This window comes from Streptomyces sp. NPDC005004 (genome assembly GCF_053600675.1).
Genome location: NZ_JBSGAH010000012.1, coordinates 250,352 through 260,374 on the forward strand (window position 1 = coordinate 250,352; position 10,023 = coordinate 260,374).

Annotated in this window: 3 protein-coding genes, 1 tRNA gene and 1 rRNA gene; 1 reads left to right on the forward strand and 4 read right to left on the reverse strand. The window is 70.1% G+C overall.

Going from position 1 to position 10,023, the window contains the following annotated elements:
- Nucleotides 1-261 precede the first annotated feature (261 nt).
- Complete coding sequence (locus ACWEEU_RS19650; RefSeq protein WP_385750475.1) at nt 262-5,736, reverse strand: HAMP domain-containing protein; 5,475 nt, start codon at nt 5,734-5,736, stop codon at nt 262-264.
- 438 nt (nt 5,737-6,174) lie between these two features.
- Here ACWEEU_RS19650 and ACWEEU_RS19655 point away from each other — a divergent pair, with 438 nt between their 5' ends.
- Nucleotides 6,175-8,925: a SpoIIE family protein phosphatase gene (locus ACWEEU_RS19655; protein WP_451733873.1), complete on the forward strand. Its 2,751-nt coding sequence runs from the start codon at nt 6,175-6,177 to the stop codon at nt 8,923-8,925.
- Between the two features lie 78 nt (nt 8,926-9,003).
- Here ACWEEU_RS19655 and ACWEEU_RS19660 read toward each other — a convergent pair.
- The 3 genes from ACWEEU_RS19660 to rrf form a co-directional block, all read right to left on the reverse strand.
- Nucleotides 9,004-9,076: transfer RNA gene (locus ACWEEU_RS19660), tRNA-Thr, on the reverse strand.
- A gap of 87 nt (nt 9,077-9,163) precedes the next feature.
- Complete coding sequence (locus ACWEEU_RS19665; RefSeq protein WP_385751595.1) at nt 9,164-9,838, reverse strand: DegT/DnrJ/EryC1/StrS family aminotransferase; 675 nt, start codon at nt 9,836-9,838, stop codon at nt 9,164-9,166.
- A gap of 98 nt (nt 9,839-9,936) precedes the next feature.
- A 5S ribosomal RNA gene (gene rrf / locus ACWEEU_RS19670) occupies nt 9,937-10,023 on the reverse strand; the annotation flags it as partial.

Here is a 10,023-nt window from a genome sequence, read left to right on the forward strand (position 1 = left end):
CGCCGCCCCAGGGGACGACTCCCTTTCGCCGCCCGTCCTTGTGCCGGTCATCGTAGCCGCACCCCGCCCGTCGCCACACCCTGTCACCGTGATGTCACTGTGCACGGAGCGGAAACGCGGGCCGGGCCCGGAGCGTTCCCGGAATCCGGGATTCCGACACCTGGCGGGGATGTGAGTCCTCGGTCACAGCCCGACCTGTCGCACCGTCACCGGGGCTCGCGACACTGTAGTCACGGCCCCGGCGCCGGGATCTCCCGGCACTCAGCCACCGTTCGATTCCGGCCGCATCCACTGTCGCATGACGCCCAGCAGATGGTCCGGGTCGACCGGCTTGGTGACGTAGTCGGAGGCGCCCGACTGCAGCGCCTTCTCCCGGTCCCCCTTCATCGCCTTGGCCGTCAGCGCGATGATCGGCAGCCCCGCGAACTGCGGCATCCTGCGGATCGCCGTGGTCGTCGCGTAGCCGTCCATCTCCGGCATCATGATGTCCATCAGCACGACCACCACGTCGTCGTGCTGCTCAAGGACCTCGATGCCCTCGCGGCCGTTCTCGGCGTACAGCACCGCCAGTCCGTGCTGCTCGAGGACGCTGGTGAGCGCGAACACGTTGCGCACGTCGTCGTCGACGATCAGCACCTTCTCGCCGCCGAACCGCACGGCGGCCTCCGGCCGCGCCTCGCCCTCCTGCTGCCCGGCGGGCGCCTGCGGGAGCTCGAGGCGGGGTTCCGGGGCCGCGGAGCGACGGCGTCGCCGGAAGAGCGCGGCGGGCCCGTTCTGCGTCTCCCGGTACGACTTCACCTCGGCCGGGGTGTCGGTCTCCGCCGCCGACAACTCCATGGACACCCGCGCCTCGGAGGCGGCGACCAGCTCACCGGCCTCCAGTTGCGGCACGGACTGCTGGTAATAGCCCTGCGGCGGCAGCCCGTTGACGTGCAGCGGCAGATACAGCGTGAACGTCGAGCCGCGGCCCGGCTCGCTCTGCGCGTGGATCTCACCGCCGAGCAACTGGGCGATCTCGCGGGAGATCGACAGGCCGAGCCCGGTGCCGCCGTACTTGCGGCTGGTCGTGCCGTCGGCCTGCTTGAACGCCTCGAAGATCACCCGCATCTTGCTCGCGGCGATCCCGATGCCGGTGTCGGTCACCGAGAACGCGATCAGCGGCGCGTCCGGATCGGTGAGCGAGCCCGCCTCCAGCAACTGCTCCCGGATGGACTGCGGTACGTCCGTCCCGGCGGGCCGGATCACCAGCTCCACCGAGCCCGAGTCGGTGAACTTCACCGCGTTGGACAGCAGGTTGCGCAGCACCTGGAGCAGCCGCTGCTCGTCGGTGTGCAGGGTCGCGGGCAGCTCCGGGGAGACCCGCACCGACAGATCCAGGCCCTTCTCCGCCGTCAGCGGCCGGAAGGTCGCCTCCACGTAGTCCACGAGCTGGACCAGCGCGATCCGCGTCGGGGAGACGTCCATCTTGCCCGCCTCGACCTTCGACAGATCGAGGATGTCGTTGATGAGCTGGAGCAGGTCGGAGCCCGCGCCGTGAATGGTCTCCGCGAACTCCACCTGCTTCGGGGAGAGGTTGCTCTCCGCGTTGTCGGCCAGCAACTTGGCCAGGATCAGCAGGGAGTTGAGCGGCGTACGCAGCTCGTGCGACATGTTGGCGAGGAACTCGCTCTTGTACCGCATCGACACCGCGAGCTGCTCGGCCCGCTCCTCCAGAACCTGCCGCGCCTCCTCGATCTCGGTGTTCTTGACCTCGATGTCGCGGTTCTGGCGGGCCAACAGCTCGGCCTTCTCCTCCAGTTCGGCGTTGGAGGACTGCAACGCCTTCTGCCGGTTCTCCAATTCCGCCGACCGCTCACGCAGTTGCTCGGTCAGCTCCTGCGACTGCGCCAGCAGTTGCTCGGTCTTGGTGTTGACCGAGATGGTGTTGACGCTGGTCGCGATCATCTCCGCGATCTGGCTGAGGAAGTCCCGCTGGATGTGCGTGAACCTGGTGAACGACGCCAGCTCGATCACGCCGAGCACCTTGCCCTCGAAGACCACCGGCAGCACGATCAGCTGCGCGGGCCGCGCCTCGCCAAGGCCCGAGGTGATCTTGAGGTAGCCGGCCGGCGGCTCGACGAGCAGCGTGTGCTTCTCCTGCGCCACCGCGCCGATCAGCCCCTCGCCGGGACGGAACGACGTCGGCATCGCCCCCGTCGTGCAGCCGTACGAACCCAGCAGCCGCAGCTCGTACCCGTCCTCGGAGTCGCCGCCGATCTCCTGGCCGTCCACCAGCGGCATCGCCAGGAAGAACGCGCCGTGCTGCGCCGAGACCACCGGCGTCAGCTCGCTCATGATGAGCGAGGCCACGTCCTTCAGATCACGGCGCCCCTGCATGAGCGCGGAGATCCGGGCCAGGTTGCCCTTGAGCCAGTCCTGTTCCTTGTTGACGATCGTGGTGTCGCGCAGATTGGCGATCATCTTGTTGATGGAGTCCTGAAGTTCCTGGATCTCGCCGGAGGCGTCCACGTCGATCTTCAGGTTCAGGTCGCCGCGCGTCACGGCCGTGGCGACCTTGGCGATCGCGCGCACCTGCCGGGTCAGGTTCCCGGCCATCTCGTTCACGGACTCGGTCAGGTCCCGCCAGGTGCCGTCCACGTCCCGCACGCGCGCCTGACCGCCCAGGATGCCCTCGGTGCCCACCTCACGGGCCACCCGGGTCACCTCCTGGGCGAACGACGAGAGCTGGTCCACCATCGTGTTGATCGTCGTCTTCAGCTCCAGGATCTCGCCCCGGGCATCGATGTCGATCTTCTTGGTCAGGTCGCCCTTGGCGATGGCCGTCGTCACCATGGCGATGTTGCGCACCTGGCCGGTCAGGTTGGACGCCATCCCGTTCACCGACTCGGTGAGGTCCTTCCACGTGCCCGCCACACCGGGAACGTGCGCCTGACCGCCCAGGATGCCGTCCGTACCCACCTCGCGGGCCACCTTGGTGACCTGGTCCGCGAACGAACTCAGCGTCTTCACCATGATGTTGATGGTGTCCGCGAGCTGCGCCACCTCGCCGCGCGCCTCGATGGTCACCTGACGGGTCAGGTCGCCGTTGGCCACCGCCGAGGCGACCTGCGAGATGTTGCGCACCTGCATGGTCAGGTTGTTGGCCATCAGGTTGACGTTGTTGCTCAGGTCCTTCCAGATGCCCGTGACACCCGGCACGTGCGCCTGACCGCCCAGGATGCCCTCGGTGCCCACCTCACGGGCCACCCGGGTCACCTGCTCGGCGAAACTGGAGAGCTGGTCCACCATGGTGTTGACCGTGGTGACCAGTTCGAGGATCTCGCCCTTGGCGTCGACGGTGATCTTCTTCGACAGGTCGCCCTTGGCCACGGCCGTCGTGACCTCGGCGATGTTGCGCACCTGGCTCGTCAGGTTGTTCGCCATGAAGTTCACGGACTGCGTGAGGTCCTTCCAGGTGCCCGAGACACCCTGGACCTCGGCCTGACCGCCGAGGATGCCCTCCGTGCCCACCTCACGGGCGACGCGCGTGACCTCCTGCGCGAACGAGGAGAGCTGGTCCACCATCGTGTTCAGCGTGTTCTTCAGCTCCAGGATCTCCCCGCGCGCGTCCACGGTGATCTTCTGGGAGAGGTCGCCGCGCGCCACCGCGGTCGCGACCTGCGCGATGTTGCGCACCTGGCCGGTGAGGTTGCCCGCCATGCCGTTCACCGACTCGGTGAGGTCGCGCCACACACCGGCCACGCCCGGCACCTGAGCCTGACCGCCGAGCCGGCCCTCGGTACCCACGTCCCGGGCGACCCGGGTCACCTGGTCGGCGAAGGCGGAGAGCTGGTCCACCATCGTGTTGATGGTGTTCTTCAGTTCCAGGATCTCCCCGCGCGCGTCCACGCCGATCTTCTGCGACAGATCGCCGCGCGCCACGGCCGTCGTCACCTGGGAGATGTTGCGCACCTGCATGGTCAGGTTGTTGGCCATGAGGTTGACGGAGTCCGTCAGCTCCTTCCAGGTGCCCGAGACGCCGTCCACCCGGGCCTGACCGCCCAGGCGGCCCTCCGTGCCCACGTCGCGGGCCATCCGGGTCACCTGGTCGGCGAAGCTGGAGAGCTGGTCCACCATGGTGTTCACGGTGTTCTTCAGCTTGAGCATCTCGCCGGAGACGTCCACGGTGACCTTCTGCGAGAGGTCGCCGTTGGCCACCGCCGTCGTCACCTGGGCGATGTTGCGCACCTGACCGGTCAGGTTGCGGAACGCGGTGTTGACCGAGTCCGTCAGGTCCTTCCAGGTACCGGCCGCACCGGACACCTGCGCCTGACCGCCCAGCTCACCCTCGACGCCGATCTCCCGCGCGACCCGGGTCACCTCGGCACCGAACGCCGAGAGCTGGTCCACCATGCCGTTGACGGTGTTCTTCAGCTCCAGCATCTCGCCGGCCACGTCCACCGTGACCTTCTGCGACAGATCGCCGTTCGCCACGGCCGTCGTCACGGCCGCGATGTCGCGCACCTGCGTGGTCAGGTTCCGGAAGACCGTGTTGACCGAGTCCGTCAGGTCCTTCCAGGTGCCCGCCGCGCCCGGCACATTGGCCTGCCCGCCCAGCCGCCCCTCGGCGCCGACCTCGTTGGCCACCCGCGTGACCTCGTCCGCGAAGATCCGCAGCGTCTCGGTCATCTGGTTGATCGTCTCGGCGAGCTGCGCGACCTCGCCGCGCGCGGGCACCGTCACCTTCTGCGACAGGTCACCGTTCGCGACCGCCGTCGTCACCTGGGAGATCCCGCGCACCTGCGCGGTGAGGTTCCCGGCCATCGTGTTGACGGAGTCGGTCAGCTCCTTCCACACACCGGCCACGCCCGGCACCTGCGCCTGACCGCCCAGGATGCCCTCCGTGCCCACCTCGCGGGCGACACGCGTCACCTCGGAGGAGAAGGACGAGAGCTGCTCCACCATCGTGTTGACGGTGTTCTTCAGCTCCAGCATCTCGCCGGCCACCTGCACGGTGACCTTGCGCGAGAGATCACCGCTCGCGACAGCCGTCGTCACCAGGGCGATGTCCCGCACCTGCGCGGTCAGCCGGTTCGCCATCGTGTTGACCGACTCCGTCAGGTCCTTCCACGAACCCGACATGCCCCGTACCTTGGCCTGACCGCCGAGCTTGCCCTCGGTGCCGACCTCGATGGCCACCCGCGTCACCTCGTCGGTGAACGTGGAGAGCTGATCCACCAGGTTGTTGACCGTCCGGCCCACCTTGAGGAACTCACCCCGCAGCGGATGCCCGGTCCCGTCCGGCGCCTCGGTGCGCAGATCCATGCGCGGCGACAGATCGCCCTCCGCGACCGCCGTCAGCACCCGGCTGACCTCCGAGACCGGCCACACCAGTTCGTCGACCAGCGCGTTGGAGTTCTCCACGGCGGCCGCCCAGGAGCCCTCGCACGCCCCCGTCTCCAGCCGCTCCGTGAGCTTGCCCTCGCGGCCGACCATGCGCCGCACGCGCGCCAGCTCACCGGTCAGATGCAGATTGCGGTCGGCGACCTCGTTGAAGACCGCCGCGATCTCCGACATCACCCCGTCGCCGGACACCGTGAGCCGCTTGCGGAAATTGCCGTCCCGCATGGCCTCCAGAGCCGACAGCAACCGGTTCAGGGCAGCCGTGTCCACGACGGTGGTGCCCCCGCCCCTCCGCGCGGACGGTCCGCCCTTCGCGCGCGTCTTCGTGCCCCGCGTCGCCGCGCCAGACTCCACTGTGTCCCTCCCGGAGGGGTAGACCGTCACTGCCGTGCCCGGCCGCGCCGGCCCGGTGCGCCGCCGGCCGGCGCCCCGGATTGCTTCCGCGTACTCGTCACCGCCCGGCCCCTACGGCCGCTCGGCACTCCTGCCGTTACCGCTGTCCGCGAAGTTCCGGCCGCACCAGGGGCTGCTGCCCATCGCTCACGGAGCACACGCGGTCCGGCCGGACCTTCATCGAAATCCTGCCCAGTGTTTCACCCCGGCCGAACCAGGCCATAACAGTTCGGCAGCTTCGCACATCGTCCGCACACCCTGGGGGGTAAACACCGGTGACCGGCATCCGCTCGGACGGCGAAGGTAAGTAACCTTGCACCGGGCTGTCCAGCCGCACCGGCCCGCTCGGCCCTGCGCCGAGACGACGAAGAGCGGTTATCGGAGGGGCGGCCGCGGAGCATGACCGGAGCGATCCCGGGAGAACAGACCCCGGAGCAGGGGCCGAAGGGCGAGCGGATGCCGCGACAGCGGCGCGAGCCGGCCGGTCCCATCGCCTTGCACGTAGACGACAGGTCAGGGAGTTCTGTGATCACCGCGCGCGCGGCCGCCAGTTTCGAGCCCGTGGGGCGATCGGTCGCGACCGCCCGGTCCTTCGTCCGCGACACCCTCCAGGGCTGGGGCTTCGCCGACATCGTCGACGACGCGGTGGTCCTCACCAGCGAACTGGTGACCAACGCCGTCGTCCACGCGGGCACCGAGGCCGAGGTCCTGTGCCTGCGCACCGAGCCCGGCGTCCGCATCGAGGTCTCCGACCGCTACCCCGAGCGCGAGGTCCCGCTGCAGAACGCCCACGCGGTCATGGGCAGCCCCGACCGCGAGGGCGGCCGCGGCCTCCAGCTCTGCGCGGCCCTCGCCTCCCGCTGGGGCGTGGAGTACACCTCCACCCACAAGAACGTCTGGTTCCAGCTCGACCTGCCCGAACGCCCGCTCGGCACCCGCACCGCCGGCCCCGCCCTGCCCCCCGACCTGCTGCCCACCGCCGACGGCCGGGTCCGCGTGGCCGTCCTGCAGATCGACCGCAAGGGCTCGGTCAGCGCCTGGAACGAGGACGCCGAGGAACTCTTCGGGTACGCGGCCGACGAGGTCGTCGGCAAGCCCCTCACCGACCTCGCCGCCTGGCCGCACACCCCGGGCACCGGCACCGGTATCGCCGAGGCGCTCCAGCTCTCACGCTGGGAGGGCAGCTACGGCGTCCGCCGCGCCGACGGCCGCGTCACCCCCGTCTACGCCTCCCACCTCAGAGTCCGCGACACCGAGGGCGAGCCCTCCACCGTCTGCCTCCTGGTCCGCGACCACGAGCGCGCCGTCCTCCAGACCCCCTCCCGCGGACCCGCGGGCGACCAGGGCGGCGCCGACGGTCCGAGCGCGGACCCCTTCGAGGTCTTCATCGGCTCCCCCGCCCCGGACGACCTCGACGGCCTCCTCCAGCGCACGGTCGAACGCGCCCGCGACATGCTCGACGGCGACTCCGCCTTCCTGCTCCTGGCCACCGACGACGAGACCGAACTGGAGGTCCGCGCCTCCACCGGCCTGCCCTCCGCCCGCCAGCGCTTCGCCCGCGTCCCCGTCGAGGCGGGTCCCGGCCGCTACGGCTCGGCCCGGATGCCCGCCGTCCACGAGGACCTGACCTCCGTGCCCGGCGCGGTCCCCCTCCTCGCCGGCACCGGGATGCGTTCGGTCGTCACGGTGCCGCTCAAGGTCGAGGGCCGCCTCACCGGCTCCCTGGGCGTCGCCGCAGAGGCACCCGGCCGCTACTCCAACGAGGAGGCGCTGCGCCTGCAGTTCGCCGCCGACCGCATCGCCCTGGCCGTCGAATCGGCCCGCCTCGGCGAACTGGAGCGGCTGCGCCGCGGCTCGCTCAGCTTCCTGGTCGAGGCGTCCGACCTGCTCGCCGGCACCCTCGACCGCGACCAGACACTGGCCCTCATGGCCCAGATGACGGTCCCGACCCTGGCCACCTGGTGCGCGGTCTACACGATCGCCGACCCCGCCTCGGACCCCTATCTGTCGTACGTCCTGCACGAGGACGAGGAACTCATCGACGGCATCAAGTCCCTGCTGTCGAAGATCCCCCCGCCCGAGCCGGTCCTGACTCCGGGCGCCCAGGTCTGGCCGCTGCCCGGCGAGGTCGCCCACCAGGCGGCCCTGCGCAGCTCCATGCGCAGCCTGGGACTCGGCGGCGGCCCCGCACAGCAGCTCACCGCGAGCATCGGCCCGACCCTGGCGACCGCCTCCGCCGTCGGTGGCGAGACCGTGGTCCTGCCGCTGGTCGCCCGCAACCGCGTCATCGGGATGCTGACCCTCGGCAAGCCCACGGACGAACACTTCCGCCAGGAGATCCTGGAACTGGCCGAGGACCTCTCCCGCCGCGCCGCGCTCGCCCTCGACAACGCCCGCCTGTACTCGGAGCGCACGGCCATCAGCCAGTCCCTCCAGCGCAGCCTGCTGCCCCCGGGTCTGCCGCACATCGACGGCGTCGAGGTCGACGTCATCTACCGCGCGGCCGGCGAGGGCAACGAGGTCGGCGGCGACTTCTACGACCTCTTCCCGATCGGCGACGGAGCCTACGGCTTCGCCATCGGCGACGTCTGCGGCACCGGCCCGAACGCCGCCGCCGTCACCGGCCTCGCCCGGCACGCCCTGCGCCTGCTGGCCCGCGAGGGCCTGAGCGGCCCGGCGGTCCTGGAGCGCCTCAACTCCGCGATCCTCGACGAGGGCGACCGCAGCCGCTTCCTCACCCTGCTCTACGGCGAGTTGCGCCCCCAGGCCGACGGCGGTGCCGAGATGAAGGTGGTCTGCGCGGGCCACCCGCTCCCGCTGCGCCTGCGTCAGGACGGCACGGTGGAGGCCGCCGCCGAACCGCAGCCCCTGCTCGGCGTGATCGAGGACCTGGAGCTGTACGAGCAGACGGTCACCCTCGACCCCGGCGACGTGCTCCTGTGCGTCACGGACGGCGTCACCGAACGCCGTGAGGGCGCGCGCATGTTGGGCGACGACGGCCTCGCCGACGTCCTCACCACGTGCACGGGACTCACCGCGGGCGCGGTGGCCGCCCGCATCCTGCGCGCGGTGGAGCGCTTCGCCTCCGACGCCCCGTCCGACGACATGGCGATCCTGGCCATGCGGGTTCCGGGCCTCCAGCAGGACTGAGGCCCGGGGCCCCGGCCCCCGCGCCTGCTCCCGGACATGCGAAAGACCCCGCCCATTCGGGCGGGGTCTTTTTCGCTGAGCCCCCAAACGGAATCGAACCGTTGACCTTCTCCTTACCATGGAGACGCTCTGCCGACTGAGCTATAGGGGCCTTGTCGCTTTCGAGGTTTCCCTCGCGGCAACAAGAAGATCGTACCCCGAACACGCACGGGTTCCCAAATCCGTTCGGGGCCGATCATCAAGCGGGCTGAAGAAGTCCGCCAAGCGCGTTGCAGGCAGCGGCGATCCGGTGCATCTCCCGCTTGGTCAGCGCGGCGTCCACGGGCAGCGCCAGCGTCTCGTCGGCGGCCCGCTCGGTCTCCGGCAGCGACACACCGCGCCGGAATCCGGGCAGCCGGTGGACGGGCGTCCGCACCGGCACCCGGCAGTCAACTCCCCTGGCCCGCAAGGCTCGCGCGAAAGCGTCCCGGTCCGGCCTTCCGTTGCCCGGCACCCGCACCACGTACTGCTGATAGGTGTGCCCCGCGCCTCCGGCCGGCGTACGCACACCCTTGAGCCGCGCGTCGAGGTACGCGGCCCGCTCCCGACGGGAGGCCAGCTCGTCGTACGGCGTCTCGGACTCGCCGTGCTCCAGCACGAACAGCCCGTGCCGCGCGGCGACCTCGCGCAACACCCGGGTGTCCGCCCGCCGTCCGAAGCGGTGCACCACAACGAGGGCCGCGGTGCGCGGAGTTATCGCCGCCTCCACGGCAGCGGTGTCCAGGCAGTAAGTGACGGGGTCTATGTCGGCGAAGGCCGGCAGCGCGCCCGTGCGGGTCACGGCCTCGGCGATCTCCGCGTTCCCGAAGGCCGGTACGACGACCTCGTGACCGGCACCCACGCCGGCGGCCCTGAGCATTTCAGCGGTAGCCATGGCCCCATGCTTCGGGGGCAATGTGAACGTAAAGTTAAGCAAAACAAAAAAGGGCTGGTCCCTGAACCGAAGTTCAGGGACCAGCCCTATCAAAAGGAGTTCGGCGGCGTCCTACTCTCCCACAAGGTCCCCCTTGCAGTACCATCGGCGCTGTGAGGCTTAGCTTCCGGGTTCGGAATGTAACC

Excerpts from the sequence above, each read along its gene's own strand:
- ACWEEU_RS19655 (WP_451733873.1), top strand. The coding sequence starts at position 6,175 with ATGACCGGAGCGATCCCGGGAGAACAGACCCCGGAGCAGGGGCCGAAG.
- ACWEEU_RS19665 (WP_385751595.1), bottom strand. The coding sequence starts at position 9,838 with ATGGCTACCGCTGAAATGCTCAGGGCCGCCGGCGTGGGTGCCGGTCAC.